The following is a 15,223-nucleotide window of genomic DNA, read 5'->3' as shown; positions in this document are numbered from 1 at the left end:
CGTGGGTGGCGGTATCAGCGAACGAATAACGTCTGGATCAACTTCTGGATGGATTTACCGTAGGGCGGGTAGATCAACTTGGCGGCGTTCAGGCGCTGTTTCACCAGCACACCCTTGGCCTTGCTGAAGGTCAGGAAACCTTCGTGGCCGTGGTAATGGCCCATGCCCGAAGGGCCGATGCCGCCGAATGGCATGTCGTCCTGGGCCACGTGCAGCAGCGTGTCGTTCAGGCAGACGCCGCCGGAATGGGTTTCGTGAAGGACGCGGTTCTGCTCGCCCTTGTTGTAGCCGAAGTAGTACAGCGCCAGTGGGCGAGGGCGCTGGTTGATGTAGGCAAACGCCTGGTCGATACCGCGATAGGGCACGATCGGCAGCACGGGGCCGAAGATTTCATCTTGCATCACCGTCATGTCGTCGCTGACATTCAGCAACAGGCTGTGGGCCATGCGCCGTGCCTGGCCTTGGTCGTACAGCGCAATCAGGGTGGCGCCTTTGTCGGTGGCGTCCTTGACGTAACTGTTGAGCCGCGCCAGTTGTCGCTCGTTGATGATGGCGGTGTAGTCCGGGTTGTCCGCCAGTGTCGGATAAAACCCGCGAACCGCTTTGCTGTAGGCCTCGATAAACCCATCGACGCGGTCTTCCGGCACCAGCACGTAGTCCGGCGCCACGCAGGTTTGTCCGGCATTCAAGGCTTTGCCGAAGGCAATGCGCTCGGCGGCGTCCTTGAGCGGCACATCGTCCGAGACGATGGCGGGCGACTTACCGCCCAGTTCCAGGGTGACCGGCGTGAGATGTTCGGCCGCCGCGCGCATCACATGCTTGCCGATGCTGGTGGCGCCGGTGAACAGCAGGTGATCGAAGCGCAGCCTGGAAAACGCCATGCCCACTTCGGCCTCGCCCAGCACCACGCACACCAGGTCTTCGGGGAAAATCTTCGCCAGCAGCGTTTTGAGCAGCTCACCGGTGGCCGGGGTGGATTCGCTGAGCTTGAGCATCACCCGGTTGCCTGCCGCCAACGCGCCGACCAGCGGCCCAATGGCCAGGTACAGCGGATAGTTCCACGGCACAATCACGCCAACCACGCCCAGCGGCTGATAAATGACTTTGGCTGACGCGGGTTGGAAGGCAATGCCTACAGAGCGGCGGGACGGTTTCATCCAGCCCTTGAGGTGTTTGCTGGCGTAGTGAATGCCGTGCAGGCTGGGCATCAATTCGGCGAACAGGGTTTCATCCGCGCTGCGGTGGCTGAAGTCCTGGCTGATGGCGTTGATCAGCGCCTGGCGCTCGTTGCTGAGCAGGTCACGCAGGGCCTTGAGCCATCGCTGACGCTGCCCGGCCGGTGGCATCGGGTTGGCCGCATAGGCGCGACGTTGTGCGTCGAACAGGGTCTGGAGTTGATCCAGCGCCTGGGAATCTTGCAGGTAGGCAACGTTGGCAGACATGGCGCGGCACCGATTGTTATTGGTCTGCCTGGATTTTTAGAGTCATTGCTCTAAATTGTCAAATAACATTGCAGCAACATGCAGATTTATCCTGGCAAGGATAGGCCGTAAGATGCTCTATCCCGTGTATAGAAGCTGATTCCCCTATGGCACCACGAGTAAAGACCAGCGAACGCATTGTGCAAACCAGCCTGGAGCTTTTTAACCAGCAGGGCGAGCGCAGTGTCAGCACCAACCATATCGCCGCCCATATGGAAATTTCCCCGGGCAACCTGTACTACCACTTCCCCAACAAGCAGGCGATTATCGCCGTGCTGTTCCGTGAATACGAAGCGCTGGTGGACAGTTTCCTACGCCCGCCCCAGGGGCGCGGTATGGTCGTGGAAGACAAGCGCTTTTACTTGCAGGCCGTACTGGCCGGTATGTGGCGCTACCGTTTTTTACATCGCGATCTTGAACACTTGCTGGAAAGCGACCCTGAACTGGCCACCGGCTACAGGCGGTTTTCCCAACGTTGCCTGACCCAGGGGGGCGCCATTTACCGAGGGTTTGTCGATGCCGGCATCCTCAATATGAACCCCGTGCAAACCGAAGCCCTGACCCTCAATGCCTGGATTATCCTCACCTCCTGGGTGCGGTTTTTGTGCACTACCAATGAAAACTCCGCGCACCTGAGTGCCGAAGCCATCAAGCGCGGGGTGTACCAGGTGTTGGTGTTGGAGGCGGGTTTTGTCACGCCCCAGGCCAAAGAGGCGGTGGATGCACTGTTCAAAGAGTTTTACGTGCCGTTGAACCAGGCACTGGAAGAAGTGAAGTAGCGCTTTCCCACATGCATTCGTAGGAGTTCGTCATGCCGCTTGCCCAACTGATCAGCCCCCAGCAATTGGCCGAACGCCGCGAGTGCGGCGCCTTGGTGATTCTTGATTGCCGCTTTGCCCTGGAAGATCCGGATTACGGTCGTTGCAGCTACGCCGAAGGGCATATCGAAGGCGCGCACTATGCCGACCTGGATCGCCATCTCAGCGGGCCGGTGACCAAGGGCGTGACCGGCCGTCACCCTCTGCCGGACGCGAACACATTCGCCGAGCAACTACGGGCCTGGGGTATCAGCGCCGACACCGATGTGGTGCTGTACGACGACGGCCCCGGCGCTTATGCCGCCCGCGCGTGGTGGCTGCTGGCCTGGCTGGGCAAGCGCGATGGCGTGTTTATTCTGGACGGTGGCCTCAAGGCCTGGCACAGCGCTGGTTTCCCATTGAGCCTGGACGCGCCGGTAATCGCGACGGGAAGCTTTGTCGGCAAGCCGGATAATCACCTGCTGCTGGACGCCGAGCACCTGCAAAAACGCCTGGGCCAGCCGGGCCTGACTTTGATCGACGCGCGCGCACCCGCGCGTTTTCGCGGTGACGTGGAGCCCATCGATCCGATTGCCGGGCATATCCCCGGTGCGCAATGCGCGGCGTTCAACGAAAACCTCGGCAGTGATGGCCGCTTTCTGCCGGCCGAGCACCTCAAGCAGCGCTTTGCCGCGCAATTGCAGGGGCGCTCGCCAGAGGACCTGGTGGCGTATTGCGGTTCCGGGGTGACGGCCTGCCATAACCTGTTTGCCCTGAGCCTGGCGGGATACCCGTTGGGCAAGTTATATGCGGGGTCGTGGAGTGAGTGGATTACTGATCCGGCGCGGGCAATTGCTACGGGCGACTGAGTTTTCAGCCGTGTAAACCCAATCCAAATGTGGGAGGGCAAGCCCCTTCCACATGTTCAACCGTGTTGTGCCCTAAGCCATTGGGGAATGCGCCGCTCAAGGTAGTAGCCGGGGCGTTTCAGTGAGCCATCGACGAAGCCCACGTGCCCACCTTTGGCCGTCAGTTCAAACTCGGTGCACGCCGACAGTTCGCTGGCTTGCGGCAGGCTGTGCGCAAACACGAACGGATCATCCGCCGCCTGGATAATCAGCGTCGGCGTACGGATGGCGCTCAGGTAATAGCGGCTCGACGCCTGGCGGTAATAGTCCTCGGCACTCAAAAAGCCGTGCAGCGGCGCGGTCACCCGGCCATCGAAATCCCAGAACGTGCGCATCTTCTCCAGTGAGCCCAGGGCGCCCAGGGTTTTCAGGCCTTCTTCCCGGCCATCCTGTAGAAACTGGTGCTGCTTGACGCGGATATATGCCAGCATCTCGCGCATGAAGTGCTTCTGATACACCCGCGAAAAGCCCAGCCCGATGCGGTCTGCGCACTGGTCCAGGCGAAACGGTACCGACACCGCCGCAGCGCCTTGCAGCCCGGACGTTTCGCCGGTTTCGCCCAAATGCTTGAGCAGCACATTACCGCCCAGGGAATAACCCACGGCATACAACGGTGCCAACGGCCGCTTGGCGCGCAGATGGGCAATCGTTGCCGCCAAGTCTTCGCTGGCACCCGAGTGATAGCTGCGGGCCAATAGGTTCGGCTCGCCGGAGCAGCCACGCCAGTTCAGCGCCACGCTGGCCCAGCCTTGAGCACCGAGGACTTTTTGCAGGCCGGCCACGTAGGGCGAGTTGGATGAACCGGTCAACCCATGCAGCACCAGCACCAACGGCGCTTGCACGTCATGGGGGCCATGCCAGTCGAGGTCGAGAAAGTCGCCATCGTCCAGCCACAGGCGTTCGCGTTGACGCTCGATAGGGGTGGAGGGACGCCACAGCGGCCCCCACAGGGTTTGCAGGTGGGGGTTGCCGAGGCCGAAGGCGGGTTTGAAGTGGTCAGACGGGTTCATGAACATCTCTTTGTGGCGGGCGAGCAAGCTCGCCACGACAGCCGGCTTGCCTGACAGCCCGCTCGCTGGCCTTTATTCGGCACTCTCGACCAAACGATGCCACAGCGCGTAATACACCCGCCCGGACTTCTGCTCCCGATGCAGGCGCCACGCACCCGGCAAGCCCAGGCTGGACGGCGCGGTCTCGCTTTCGGTGTAGACCCACGCATCCGGCGCCAGCCATTGGCGCTCTTCCAGCAGCGTGCACACGGTAGGCAACAGGTTCTGGTTGAACGGTGGGTCGAGGAACACCACGTCGTATTCGCTGGCCGCCTGGGTTTCCAGGTAGCGCAGCGCGTCGGCGGTTTGCACCTGGCCGTTGGTGCAACGCAAGGTGCCCAGGTGTTCCTTGAGGCTGGACACCGCCACATTGCTCGCATCCAGCGCCTGGGCCTGCGCCGCACCACGGGACAGCGCTTCCAGGAACAGCGCGCCACTGCCGGCAAACGGGTCCAGCACCTTGGCGCCCGCGATATATGGTGCGAGCCAGTTGAACAGGGTTTCACGCACGCGATCCGGCGTGGGGCGCAAGCCCACGACGTCAGGGAAGCTCAGCTTGCGGCTGCCCCATTCACCGCCAATGATGCGCAGTTGGCCCACACCGTTGTGTACGTTGTGGACAGGTTTTTTTCGGGCGAGATGAACTGGCCATTAATGCTCCGGAACCCCGAGCGGCTGCTCGGCGGGTTTGTCAGTGGGGGGCGGTAGTGGCTTTTGCGCAATCGTCGGGCCGGCGGTCACGATGACCATCTTGTCGGCGCTCAAGTGTTTGTTCAAGGCAGCCTTGACCTGCTCTACGGTCAGGGCCTGGGATTGTTTCATGAAATCTTCCAGATAGCTCAGCGGCAGGTTGTAGAAACCCATGACGCCCAACTGGCCGACGATATCGGCGTTGCTCGCGGTCGACAGCGGGAAACTGCCGGCCAGCTCGCGCTTGGCGTCATCCAGTTCTTTCTGCGTCGGGCCGGTCTTGAGGTAATCGGCCAGCACCTCCTCGACCAGGCGCAGGGTGCCGCCACTCATTTCGGCGCGGGTTTGCAGGTTGATCATGAACGGGCCGCGCACCTGCATCGGCGAGAAACTTGAGTACACGCCGTAGGTCAGGCCGCGCTTCTCGCGCACCTCGCTCATCAAGCGGGTGCCAAAGCCACCGCCGCCAAGGATCTGGTTGCCCAGGGACAAGGCTGCGTAGTCCGGGTCGGCGCGGTCGATGCCCAACTGGGCGAACAGTAGGTGGGTCTGCTTGGACGGGAATTCGATACGGCTCAGGCCTGCCTTGGGTTCGGTCGGCTGGGCGATTTTCGCCAGGGCCGGGCCTTTGGGCAGCGACGCGGAGACCTTGGCCGTCATGGCCTCGGCTTCGGCGCGGGTCAGGTCGCCCACCACTGCAATCACCGCATTGCCGGCGGCGTACGCCTTGGCATGGAACGCGTGCAGCTGCGCCTGGGTAATCTTCGGCACGCTTTCAGGCGTGCCTTCGCTCGGGTGCGCGTAAGGATGGTCGCCATACAAGCGCTTGAACAGCTCCAGGCTCGCCAGTTTGCCGGGGTTTTGCTTTTGGTATTCGAAGCCGGCGAGGATCTGGTTTTTGATGCGCGCCAGGGAGTCGGCGGGGAAGGTCGGCTGGCCGAGCACCTGGTCAAACAGCGCCAGGGCGGCTTCGCGCTTGTCGCTCGCGCTTAGGCTGCGCAGGGACACCAGCGCCATATCGCGGTAAGCGCCATTGCCGAAGTCGGCACCCAGGCCCTCGAAGCCACTGGCGATCTGGCTGACATCCTTGCCCGGCACGCCTTCGTTGAGCATGGCGTTGGTCATCAATGCCAGGCCCGGCACATCGCCGTCCTGGCTGCTGCCGGCGGCGAACAGGATGCGCACGTCGAACATTGGCAGCTCATGGGCTTCGACGAACAGCACCTTGGCGCCTTCGGCGGTGGTCCAGGTTTGCACGTCGAGCTTGCGGTTGGTCGGCGCCTTGCCGTCCAGCTCCGCCAGCGATTGCAGTTTTTCGGCTGATTGCGCCTTGTCCAGGGCCTGGCTGGCGACCGACTCGCTGGGGCGCAGGAGATACACGGCGCTGGCGGCGATCAATGTAACGGCGATCAGGCCGGGCAGGATCAGGCGGCTGCTTTTGCGATCACTCATGAGCGGTCTCCTCAGGCAGAACATGGGCGACGCTCAGACGTTCGCGGGTGAAATAGGTGCGTGCGGCCTTCTGGATATCTTCCGGGGTCACGCTTTGCAGGTCGGCCAACTCAGAATCCATCAGCTTCCAGGACAGGCCAACGGTTTCCAGGGAACCGATGGCCGTGGCCTGGCTGGTGATCGAATCGCGCTGGTACACCAGGCCGGCAATGACCTGGGCGCGGATACGCTCCAGTTCTTCGGCGGTCGGCGGCTTGGCCTTCAACTCTTCCAGCAGGCGCCACAGGCCGGCTTCGGCTTGGGCGACGGTTTTTTCTTTTGTTGATTGGGGGTGGCCGTCAGCATGAACAACGTGTCGCCACGGGTGTAGGCGTCGTAGTTGGTGGAAGCGGCGGAGACCAACTCTTCACCGCGTTCCAGCTGTTCGGAGATGCGCGCGCTGTAGCCGCCGTCCAACAGGGCTGAAATCAGGCGCAGGGCCTGCACCGAGCGCTTGTCTTCGGCAGTGGCCAGGCCGGGCACGTTGAAACCCAGGATCACGCTGGGCAGTTGGGTCTGCACATGCAGGGTCAGCAGGCGTTCGCCGGGTTCGGCCAGCTCCATCGGGATCTTGGCCGGAGGAACGTCACGCTTGGGGATCGGGCCGAAGTAGCGCTGGGCCAGGCTTTTTACTTCGTCCGGGGTCACGTCGCCGACCACCACCAGGGTGGCGTTGTTCGGCACATACCAGGACTGATACCAGTGGCGCAGCTCTTCGACTTTCATGCGGTCCAGGTCGGCCATCCAGCCGATGGTCGGCGTGTGGTAACCGCTGGCCGGGAAAGCCATGGCCTTGAAGCGCTCAAAGGCCTTGGACATCGGGTTATCGTCGGTGCGCAGGCGGCGCTCTTCTTTAATAACCTCGATTTCGCGGCTGAACTCGTCGGCCGGCAGGCGCAGGCTGGCCATGCGGTCGGCTTCGAGTTCAAAGGCCACGCCCAGGCGATCACGGGCCAATACCTGGTAGTAGGCGGTGTAGTCGTCGCTGGTGAACGCATTTTCTTCAGCGCCCAGGTCACGCAGGATCAGCGAAGCTTCGCCGGGACCGACTTTGGCGCTGCCCTTGAACATCATGTGCTCCAGGGCGTGGGACAAGCCGGTCTGGCCCGGGGTTTCGTAGCTCGAACCGACTTTGTACCAAACCTGGGAAACCACCACCGGGGCACGATGATCTTCGCGGACGACGACCTTGAGGCCGTTGTCCAGCGTGAATTCATGGGTGGGTTGTGGGTCGGCGGCCAAAGCTGAAAGGGGCAGACAAACTGTGCTGAGCAGCAGGCCTGCGGCGCGGCGGGCTAGAGCATTCATTCGTTTTTAAACCTGTTGGGCTGCCCGCTTGGTCTTAGCGTCGGCGGGCGAGGAGGTGCTAGGATACTGGTCCGACTTAAGGACGGCCACTGCGGCTGTCTTGTTAAGGCTCTATTTAGGCCTTACAAAATGTTGCGCATGAACGAGCTGGCTAAAAAACAGTCTGTTACGCATCGTATTTTATTTACCGACGCGCCCCTTGGCGCGTCGCTACCTTGAGATAGCCGTCTCCATGTTTGGTTCCAACGACGACAAGAAGACCCCAGCTGCGGCTGGCGAGAAGAAAGGCCTGTTCGGATGGCTGCGCAAAAAGCCGCAGGAAACCGTCGTCGAACAGCCGCAGGTTCAAGCTGAACCGACCCCTGAACCCGTAATCGATGCCGAACCGGTTGCCGAAGCGCCGGCGCCGGTGGTGTTGCCGATGGCTGAGCCGGTGTTGCAGCCGGTCGCCGAGGCCGCACCGGAGCCCGAGCATACGCCATGGCCGCAGTTGCCGGTGGCCGAAGAGCCGGTCGCTCTGGTTGAGGATGTGCAGGCCGAGCACGTGGTGCCGCCGATTCCAACGGTGATTGAACCGGAGCCGGTAGAACACGTCGTGGTTCAAGCGCCGCCGGTCGTTGAAGTCCCCGCGCCTCTGGTTGCCGCACCTGCTGTCGTCGAGCCTGCGCCCGTCGCGCCATCAACCGAAACCGGCAAGACCGGCTTCTTCGCCCGCCTCAAGCAAGGCCTGAGCAAAACCAGCGCCAGCATTGGCGAAGGCATGGCCAGCCTGTTCCTGGGCAAAAAGACCATCGATGACGAACTGCTGGAAGACATCGAAACCCGTCTGCTCACCGCCGACGTGGGTGTAGAAGCCACCGCCGTGATCATCCAGAGCCTCACGCAGAAGGTTGCGCGCAAGCAGTTGACCGATGCCGACGCACTGTACAAATCCTTGCAGGCCGAGCTGGCTGCGATGCTCAAGCCCGTTGAAGCACCGCTGGTGATCACCCCGAAAAAACCGTTTGTGATCCTGGTGGTGGGCGTCAACGGCGCCGGCAAGACCACCACCATCGGCAAATTGGCCAAGAAGCTGCAACTGGAAGGCAAGAAAGTCATGCTGGCCGCCGGCGACACCTTCCGCGCCGCTGCCGTCGAGCAGTTGCAAGTGTGGGGTGAGCGCAACAAGATCCCGGTGATCGCCCAGCACACCGGTGCCGACTCCGCTTCGGTGATCTTCGATGCCGTGCAAGCCGCCAAGGCGCGCAACATCGACGTGCTGATCGCCGACACCGCCGGGCGCCTGCACACCAAAGACAACCTGATGGAAGAGCTGAAGAAAGTGCGCCGCGTGATCGGCAAGCTTGACGCCGACGCGCCCCACGAAGTGCTGCTGGTGCTCGACGCCGGCACCGGCCAGAACGCCATCAGCCAGGCCAAGCAATTCAACCAGACGGTGCAACTGACCGGCCTGGCGTTGACCAAGCTCGACGGCACGGCCAAAGGCGGCGTGATCTTTGCCCTGGCCAAACAGTTCGGGTTGCCGATTCGTTATATCGGCGTCGGTGAAGGCATCGACGACCTGCGCACCTTTGAAGCCGAACCCTTTGTACAGGCACTGTTTGCCGAGCGGGAGCGTTCATGATTCGATTCGAACAGGTCGGTAAACGCTATGCCAACGGGCATGTGGGCTTGCATGAGCTGAGCTTTCGAGTGCGTCGCGGCGAGTTCTTGTTTGTGACCGGCCATTCCGGCGCCGGCAAAAGTACCCTGTTGCGCCTGCTGCTGGCCATGGAACGCCCCACCACTGGCAAACTGCTGCTGGCAGGCCAAGACCTGGCCACCATCAGCAATGCGCAGATTCCGTTCCTGCGCCGTCAGATCGGCGTGGTGTTCCAGAACCACCAGTTGCTGTTCGATCGCACCGTCTTCAACAACGTTGCGTTGCCGTTGCAGATCCTGGGGTTGTCCAAGGCCGAAATCATCAAGCGCGTGGATTCGGCCCTGGAGCGCGTGGCGCTGTCGGACAAGACCGACCTCTACCCTGGCGATCTGTCCACGGGCCAGCAACAGCGCGTCGGCATTGCCCGCGCCATTGTCCACCGCCCGGCCTTGCTGCTGGCCGACGAGCCCACCGGTAACCTCGACCCGCGCCTGGCGGCCGAGATCATGGGGGTGTTCGAAGACATCAACCGCCTGGGCACCAGCGTACTCATCGCCAGTCACGACTTGGCGCTGATCGCACGTATGCGCCACCGCATGCTGACCCTGCAACGCGGTCGCCTGATCGGTGACGGGGAGGCCGGCGTATGAGTGCCACACGCAGCCCTAAAGTATCCGAACGCGTGGCGCCCAAGCCGGCCGACCCGCAACCGAAAAAGAAAAAACACGACGACGATGACGGCCCGGACTTCAGCACCCTGCTGCGCGCCTGGATCGAAAGCCATCGCGCCAGCCTGATCGACAGCCTGCGCCGCCTGGGCAAACAGCCAATCGGTAGCTTTTTCACCTGCCTGGTGATGGCTGTGGCCTTGAGCCTGCCGATGGGCTTGTCGCTGTTGCTCAATAATGTGGAACGCCTGGGCGGCTCCTGGCAGCGTGCGGCGCAGATTTCGCTGTACCTGAACCTGGACGCCAGCACGCAGCAGGGCGAAGCGTTGCGCGACGACATCAAGAACATGCCCGGCGTGGCGGATGCCGAGTACGTCAGCCGCGATCAGGCGCTTGAAGAGTTCCAGCAACAGTCCGGCCTGGGCGAGGCGCTCAAGGAGCTGCCGCAGAACCCGCTGCCGGGCGTGGTGCTGGTGACGCCGAATGAAGTCGACAAACCGGCCCTGGAAGCCCTGCGACAAAAACTCGCAGAGCTGCCCAAGGTGCAACAGGCGCAACTTGATCTAGTCTGGGTAGAGCGTCTGGCCGCGATCCTCAAGCTGGGTGACCGTTTTGTGTTCGGCCTGACGGTGTTGTTGGTGTCTGCATTACTTTTGGTGATAGGTAATACCATTCGTCTTCATATTGAAAACCGTCGCACCGAGATAGAAGTGATTAAACTGGTCGGCGGCACGGACAGCTATGTGCGTCGGCCTTTTCTGTACATGGGCGCGCTATATGGCTTCGGTGCTGGGATTTTGTCCTGGGGAGTGCTGGCATTTGGCCTGAACTGGCTGAATGACGCGGTTGTCGGGCTTGCCGGCTTGTACGGCAGCGATTTTGCCCTGGCCGGCGTGCCGGTGGCCGATGGTCTGAGTCTCTTGCTTGGCGCGGTCTTGTTGGGGTATATCGGTGCGTGGATCGCGGTGGCGCGGCATTTACGCGAGCTGGCGCCGAAGTAGTTAATGTCAGATTAATGTGGTTTCGTTTGTATTGGCCGTATCAGCGGTTTAGGGAACTTGTCCTACGGTTCCCAGGTCAATTTTCGCAGTGCTGAACTGCACGAGTTATGTGAGTCGGAGGTTTTTTCGTATGACCACTTCTTTGCAACCTGCTTATGCCTTGGTCCCGGGTGCGAACCTTGAGGCCTATGTGCACACGGTCAACAGCATTCCCTTGCTGACGCCCGAGCAGGAGCGTGAACTGGCCGAGAGTCTCTACTATGAGCAGGATTTGGGGGCGGCTCGGCAGATGGTGCTCGCCCACCTGCGTTTTGTCGTACATATCGCCCGTAGCTACAGCGGCTACGGCCTGGCCCAGGCTGACCTGATCCAGGAAGGCAACGTTGGCCTGATGAAGGCGGTAAAGCGCTTCAACCCTGAAATGGGTGTGCGCCTGGTGTCGTTCGCCGTGCACTGGATCAAGGCGGAAATCCACGAGTTCATCCTGCGCAACTGGCGCATTGTGAAAGTCGCGACCACCAAGGCCCAGCGCAAATTGTTCTTCAACCTGCGCAGCCAGAAGAAACGCCTGGCGTGGCTGAACAACGAGGAAGTCCATCGCGTGGCTGAAAGCCTCGGTGTGGAGCCTCGCGAAGTGCGCGAGATGGAAAGCCGCCTGACCGGCCATGACATGGCCTTCGACCCGGCTGCCGAAGCGGACGACGACAGCGCCTTCCAATCGCCGGCCAACTACCTGGAAGACCACCGGTACGACCCGGCGCGTCAACTGGAAGACGCCGACTGGAGCGACAACTCCAACCACAACCTGCACGAAGCCCTGGAAGTGCTGGACGATCGCAGCCGTGACATCCTCTACCAGCGCTGGCTGGCGGAAGAAAAAGCCACGCTGCACGACCTGGCCCAGAAGTACAACGTGTCGGCCGAGCGGATTCGTCAGCTTGAGAAAAGCGCGATGAACAAGTTGAAACTGTCGATCGCCGCTTAACGGGCGACACGATCAAACGGTGGGAGGAGCTTGCTCCCGATAGCAGAGTGTCAGTCCACATCCACGTGGCTGACCTACTGCAATCGGGAGCAAGCCCCCTCCCACATTTGTTTTGTGTCGTGTCAGTCGGACCAGGGTGCTTTGCGAGCGTTGTTCAGTTCCGCGAGATAGCCGTCCCCACCTAACTGGCTCATCTGCTGGCGAATCCACGCCGCGCGCCGTGCCACGTACGCCGTTGGATGGCTGGCGCTCCACACCCGCGGATTAGGCAATACCGCCGCCAGGTAACTGGCTTGCTGCCGCGACAGCCCCTTGGCACTCACCCCAAAATGGTGCCGCGCCGCCGCTTCGGCACCAAACACCCCTTCATCCCATTCCACGCTGTTGAGGTACACCTCAAGAATCCGCTGCTTGGGCCACAACACCTCGATCAGTCCGGTGAACCACGCCTCCAGGCCTTTGCGCAAATAACTGCGACCGGCCCATAGGAACAGGTTTTTCGACACCTGTTGGCTCAACGTACTGGCGCCGCGAATCGATCCGCCACGCTCGTTGTGCAGGATCGCCGCCTGGATCGCGCCGAAATCGAAGCCCCAGTGCTGCGGGAAGCGCTGGTCTTCACCGGCCATCACCGCGACTTTGAGGTCATCGGAAATCTCGTCCCACGGCACCCAGGTGCGTTGCAGGTCGATAGGCTCACCGTCGAACCAGGATTCGACCTTGCGTTCCACCATCAGCGCAGTGAACGGTGGCGGGACGACACGCAACAGCAGCACCAGCAAGACACTGCCAATGGCAAACCATTTCATGACGTTGAGACAGCGTTTGAAGAGGAGACGCAGCATAGAGATGGCTTGGCCGAACCCGTTGAGCGGGCCATTATACAGACCCTGCCCGATGAGTCTGACTGGAGTTCCTCATGCTACGTAGCTTTCTGATGCTGGCTGCCTTTTTCGGCTTCACCGGTGTGGCCCTCGGCGCCTTTGCCGCCCACGGCCTGAAAAACCGCCTGAGCGCCGAATACCTGGCAATCTTCCACACCGGCGTGACGTACCAATTGGTGCACACCCTGGCCCTGTTCGGCGTTGCGTTGCTGGCGGCGCACCTGCCGGGCCGCCTGGTGACCTGGGCGGGCATCGCGTTCGTGGTCGGCATCCTGCTGTTCTCCGGCAGCCTGTACGTGCTGACCCTGACCGGCATCAGCAAACTCGGCATCATCACGCCGTTCGGCGGTCTGGCCTTCCTGCTCGGCTGGTTGCTGTTGGGGCTGGCCGCTTGGCGCTTGCAGCTGTGACCGCTTGACGCTTGGAGCTGACCTTCATGCCCCAATCGGGCTAGAATGCTGGCCCCTAAAAACGATGGCGGCCCGTGGCATGCGCATTCAGTTGAACGGCGAACCCTTTGAACTGCCCGACGGTGAAACCGTTGCGGCCCTGCTGACCCGCCTGGACCTGACCGGGCGTCGCGTCGCAGTGGAGCTCAACCTGGATATCGTCCCGCGTAGCCAGCACGCCGAGACCGCGCTGAAAGAAAACGATCAGGTCGAAGTGGTCCATGCCATTGGCGGCGGCTAGTCGCCTCCCCGGATTCTGCAGAACCTCACCCCATTACGAGGATTTCCCATGAGCATCGTTCGTAGCGACAAGCCTTTCGTCCTGGCCGGTCGTACCTACCAGTCCCGTTTGCTGGTCGGCACCGGCAAGTACCGCGACATGGAAGAGACCCGCCTGGCCATCGAAGCCTCGGGCGCCGAAATCGTCACCTTCGCCGTGCGTCGCACCAACCTCGGCCAGATCGAGGGCGAGCCGAACCTGCTCGAAGTGCTGTCACCGGACCGCTACACCTTTTTGCCGAACACCGCCGGTTGCTACGACGCCATCGAAGCCGTGCGCACCTGCCGCCTGGCCCGCGAGCTGCTCGACGGTCATAACCTGGTGAAGCTGGAAGTGCTGGCCGACCAGAAAACCCTGTTTCCCAACGTGATCGAAACCCTCAAGGCCGCCGAGACCCTGGTCAAGGAAGGCTTTGACGTGATGGTCTATACCAGCGATGACCCCATCATTGCACGTCAACTGGCCGAAATCGGCTGCATCGCAGTGATGCCGCTGGCCGGTCTGATCGGCTCCGGCCTGGGTATCTGCAACCCTTACAACCTGCAAATCATCCTCGAAGAAGCCAAGATCCCGGTGCTGGTGGATGCGGGCGTGGGCACTGCCTCCGACGCGACCATCGCCATGGAACTGGGCTGCGACGCGGTGCTGATGAACTCGGCCATCGCTCATGCCCAGCAACCGATCATGATGGCGCAAGCCATGAACCACGCCATCGTCGCGGGCCGCCTGGCCTACCTCGCCGGGCGCATGCCGAAAAAACTCTACGCCAGCGCCTCTTCGCCGCTGGATGGTCTGATCAAGTAAGAGCCATTGATGACTGAATCAAACGAAACGCCGAACACCCTGGAAGCAGGCGACGAGTCCAAGCACCGTCGCATCAAGAGCTTTGTGATGCGCGCCGGTCGCATGACCGAAGGCCAGCAAAAAGGCCTGGAGCAAGGCACGCCGCTGTTCGTATTGCCGCTTGCCGACGCGCCGGTGGATTACGACCAGGTGTTCGGCCGTTCGGCCCCGCGTTCCCTGGAAATCGGCTTCGGCATGGGCCATTCCCTGCTGGAAATGGCCGCCGCCGCGCCGGACCAGGACTTCATCGGCGTGGAAGTACACCGTCCGGGTGTCGGTGCTTTGCTCAACGGCGTGCTGACCCAGGGCCTGACCAACCTACGGGTTTACGACTGCGACGCGATCGAAGTGCTCAACCGCTGCATCGCCGACAACAGCCTCGATCGTCTGATGCTGTTCTTCCCCGACCCTTGGCACAAAGCCCGTCATCACAAGCGCCGCATCGTCCAGGCGTCCTTCGCCGAACTGGTGCGCAGCAAGCTGAAAGTGGGCGGCATTCTGCACATGGCCACCGACTGGGAGCCGTATGCCGAATACATGCTGGAAGTGATGAACGTCGCCCCTGGCTACCGCAACCTGGCAGAGGACGGCAAATGCGTGCCGCGCCCGGCTGAGCGTCCAATCACCAAGTTCGAGCGTCGCGGTGAGCGATTGGGGCATGGGGTTTGGGATTTGAAGTTCGAGAAGTTGGCTTAACTCGCCACTGACTTGTAATGCAATCAAATGTGGGAGGGGGCTTGCTCCCGA

The 15,223-nt window shown here is 61.7% G+C and carries 14 protein-coding genes and 2 pseudogenes; 10 read left to right on the top strand and 6 right to left on the bottom strand.

The window, feature by feature from the left end; genetic code table 11:
• Positions 1–14 precede the first annotated feature (14 nt).
• On the bottom strand, positions 15–1,442 hold the full coding sequence (locus AB4O25_RS16920; RefSeq protein WP_065879311.1) for a coniferyl aldehyde dehydrogenase: 1,428 nt from the start codon (positions 1,440–1,442) through the stop codon (positions 15–17).
• Positions 1,443–1,588: 146 nt separating this feature from the next.
• Here AB4O25_RS16920 and AB4O25_RS16915 point away from each other — a divergent pair, with 146 nt between their 5' ends.
• Both AB4O25_RS16915 and AB4O25_RS16910 read left to right on the top strand, forming a co-directional pair.
• The gene (locus AB4O25_RS16915) at positions 1,589–2,260 is read left to right on the top strand and encodes a TetR/AcrR family transcriptional regulator (RefSeq protein WP_017530949.1); all 672 of its coding nucleotides are present in this window, start codon (positions 1,589–1,591) and stop codon (positions 2,258–2,260) included.
• 32 nt (positions 2,261–2,292) lie between these two features.
• The gene (locus AB4O25_RS16910; RefSeq protein WP_460149804.1) at positions 2,293–3,147 is read left to right on the top strand and encodes a sulfurtransferase; all 855 of its coding nucleotides are present in this window, start codon (positions 2,293–2,295) and stop codon (positions 3,145–3,147) included.
• 56 nt (positions 3,148–3,203) lie between these two features.
• On the opposite strand, the gene AB4O25_RS16905 is transcribed toward AB4O25_RS16910, so the two are convergent.
• The 4 genes and pseudogenes from AB4O25_RS16905 to AB4O25_RS16890 all read right to left on the bottom strand — a co-directional run bounded on the left by AB4O25_RS16905 (position 3,204) and on the right by AB4O25_RS16890 (position 7,724).
• The gene (locus tag AB4O25_RS16905) at positions 3,204–4,196 is read right to left on the bottom strand and encodes a hydrolase (protein WP_460149803.1); all 993 of its coding nucleotides are present in this window, start codon (positions 4,194–4,196) and stop codon (positions 3,204–3,206) included.
• 72 nt (positions 4,197–4,268) lie between these two features.
• Positions 4,269–4,887, bottom strand: a pseudogene (gene rsmD / locus AB4O25_RS16900) (16S rRNA (guanine(966)-N(2))-methyltransferase RsmD).
• A complete protein-coding gene (locus AB4O25_RS16895; RefSeq protein WP_017530953.1) occupies positions 4,887–6,377 on the bottom strand; it encodes a M16 family metallopeptidase in 1,491 nt (496 codons plus the stop codon). The pseudogene rsmD and the gene AB4O25_RS16895 overlap by 1 nt, the downstream one beginning before the upstream one ends.
• Positions 6,370–7,724, bottom strand: a pseudogene (locus AB4O25_RS16890) (M16 family metallopeptidase). The gene AB4O25_RS16895 and the pseudogene AB4O25_RS16890 overlap by 8 nt, the downstream one beginning before the upstream one ends.
• A 232-nt stretch (positions 7,725–7,956) precedes the next feature.
• On the opposite strand from AB4O25_RS16890, the gene ftsY reads away from it, so the two are divergent.
• From ftsY to rpoH, 4 genes are all read left to right on the top strand, one after another.
• Positions 7,957–9,348, top strand: coding sequence for a signal recognition particle-docking protein FtsY (gene ftsY / locus AB4O25_RS16885; protein WP_017530955.1), 1,392 nt, complete (start codon positions 7,957–7,959; stop codon positions 9,346–9,348).
• Positions 9,345–10,016, top strand: coding sequence for a cell division ATP-binding protein FtsE (gene ftsE / locus AB4O25_RS16880; protein WP_003176700.1), 672 nt, complete (start codon positions 9,345–9,347; stop codon positions 10,014–10,016). The genes ftsY and ftsE overlap by 4 nt, the downstream gene beginning before the upstream one ends.
• Complete coding sequence (ftsX, locus tag AB4O25_RS16875) at positions 10,013–11,035, top strand: permease-like cell division protein FtsX (protein WP_017530956.1); 1,023 nt, start codon at positions 10,013–10,015, stop codon at positions 11,033–11,035. The genes ftsE and ftsX overlap by 4 nt, the downstream gene beginning before the upstream one ends.
• Before the next feature lie 130 nt (positions 11,036–11,165).
• Positions 11,166–12,020 (top strand): RNA polymerase sigma factor RpoH, encoded by an 855-nt coding sequence (gene rpoH, locus AB4O25_RS16870; RefSeq protein ID WP_003176698.1) that lies wholly within the window; start codon positions 11,166–11,168, stop codon positions 12,018–12,020.
• 122 nt (positions 12,021–12,142) lie between these two features.
• Here the strand turns inward: rpoH and mtgA are convergent, their stop codons facing one another.
• Positions 12,143–12,865, bottom strand: a complete 723-nt coding sequence (gene mtgA, locus AB4O25_RS16865; protein WP_017530957.1) for a monofunctional biosynthetic peptidoglycan transglycosylase — start codon at positions 12,863–12,865, stop codon at positions 12,143–12,145.
• Positions 12,866–12,939: 74 nt separating this feature from the next.
• Here mtgA and AB4O25_RS16860 point away from each other — a divergent pair, with 74 nt between their 5' ends.
• The 4 genes from AB4O25_RS16860 (at position 12,940) to trmB (ending at position 15,172) form a co-directional block, all read left to right on the top strand.
• Positions 12,940–13,314: a DUF423 domain-containing protein gene (locus AB4O25_RS16860; RefSeq protein ID WP_017530958.1), complete on the top strand. Its 375-nt coding sequence runs from the start codon at positions 12,940–12,942 to the stop codon at positions 13,312–13,314.
• 79 nt (positions 13,315–13,393) lie between these two features.
• Positions 13,394–13,594: a sulfur carrier protein ThiS gene (gene thiS, locus AB4O25_RS16855; RefSeq protein ID WP_017530959.1), complete on the top strand. Its 201-nt coding sequence runs from the start codon at positions 13,394–13,396 to the stop codon at positions 13,592–13,594.
• A 48-nt stretch (positions 13,595–13,642) separates the two neighbouring features.
• A complete protein-coding gene (locus tag AB4O25_RS16850) occupies positions 13,643–14,437 on the top strand; it encodes a thiazole synthase (protein ID WP_017530960.1) in 795 nt (264 codons plus the stop codon).
• A 9-nt stretch (positions 14,438–14,446) separates the two neighbouring features.
• Entirely contained in the window at positions 14,447–15,172 is a 726-nt protein-coding gene (gene trmB / locus AB4O25_RS16845) for a tRNA (guanosine(46)-N7)-methyltransferase TrmB (protein ID WP_058426548.1), read from the top strand.
• The last annotated feature ends 51 nt before the right edge of the window (positions 15,173–15,223 follow it).

This window comes from Pseudomonas sp. S3_A03 (genome assembly GCF_054668275.1).
The sequence above is the reverse complement of the archived record's forward strand: the minus strand, read 5'-3'. Positions and strand labels throughout refer to the sequence as shown.